Raw genomic sequence first — 863 nt, forward strand, 5'->3', positions numbered from 1 at the left:
GCTTGCAGACGTCGGCACCGACGCGGACGCCCTCCTCGAACTGATCACGGAGGAGGGCCTCCTGCCCGGGGACGTCGCAGCCGCGATCAGCGAACGCGCCGGCTGCGCGGACATCCTGGACGAGATCGGGAGCTGACGTGACGGGCATACCCGGCGACGCGGCCCGGTTCGCCGCCCTGATGGGTGCCGCGCTGGCGGAGGCCGAGCAGGCGTCGGCCACCGGGGACGTTCCGGTGGGTGCCGTGGTGGCCGGCCCGGACGGAAAGATCATCGGCCGGGGCCGTAACGCCCGCGAGGCCGACCAGGACCCTACCGCTCACGCAGAGGTGGTCGCGCTACGTGCCGCGGCGGCAGCCACCGGCTCGTGGCGGCTGTCCGGTGCGACGCTGGTCGTCACCCTGGAACCGTGCACGATGTGCGCGGGCGCCCTCGTCCTCGCCCGGGTCGATCGGTTGGTCTACGGGGCACATGATCCGAAAGCAGGTGCGGTCGGGTCGCTGTGGGACGCCGTCCGCGACCCGCGCCTCAACCACCGTCCCGAGGTGATCACAGGAGTGCGGGAACAGGAATGCGCACGCCTTCTCACGGATTTCTTCGCCGCCCGCCGCATCCCGCGACGAGCACCCAGCTAAGAGCACCCAGCTAAGAGCACCCAGTTAAGAACGCCCGGCAATAGGGACCCGGCGTCGCGGGGCCGGGGTGCGCAGCTCCGACGGGTCCGTACCCGTCGACGGGTACCCGCCACGATGGCCGCTGCGTCCAGTAAGCTAGCGAACGGTGGAGTCGCCTAGTGGCCGAGGGCGCACGCCTCGAAAGCGTGTGAGGGGGCAACCCCTCCGTGGGTTCAAATCCCACCTCCACCG

At 70.9% G+C, this 863-nt stretch carries 1 protein-coding gene, 1 tRNA gene and 1 pseudogene; all 3 read left to right on the forward strand.

Annotated features, from left to right (window positions below; genetic code table 11):
• Window positions 1-136 (forward strand): annotated as a pseudogene (locus U9980_RS17670) (tRNA adenosine deaminase); the annotation flags it as partial.
• A gap of 43 nt (window positions 137-179) precedes the next feature.
• Window positions 180-632, forward strand: coding sequence for a tRNA adenosine(34) deaminase TadA (tadA, locus tag U9980_RS17675; protein WP_322751915.1), 453 nt, complete (start codon window positions 180-182; stop codon window positions 630-632).
• A 144-nt stretch (window positions 633-776) separates the two neighbouring features.
• Window positions 777-863, forward strand: a tRNA-Ser gene (locus U9980_RS17680).

Origin of the sequence: Protofrankia sp. Cr1 (assembly GCF_963555865.1) — a bacterium.
GTDB lineage: Bacteria > Actinomycetota > Actinomycetes > Frankiales > Frankiaceae > Protofrankia.

Coding starts and splice junctions, on each gene's coding strand:
- tadA (WP_322751915.1), top strand. CDS start 180: ATGGGTGCCGCGCTGGCGGAGGCCGAGCAGGCGTCGGCCACCGGGGAC.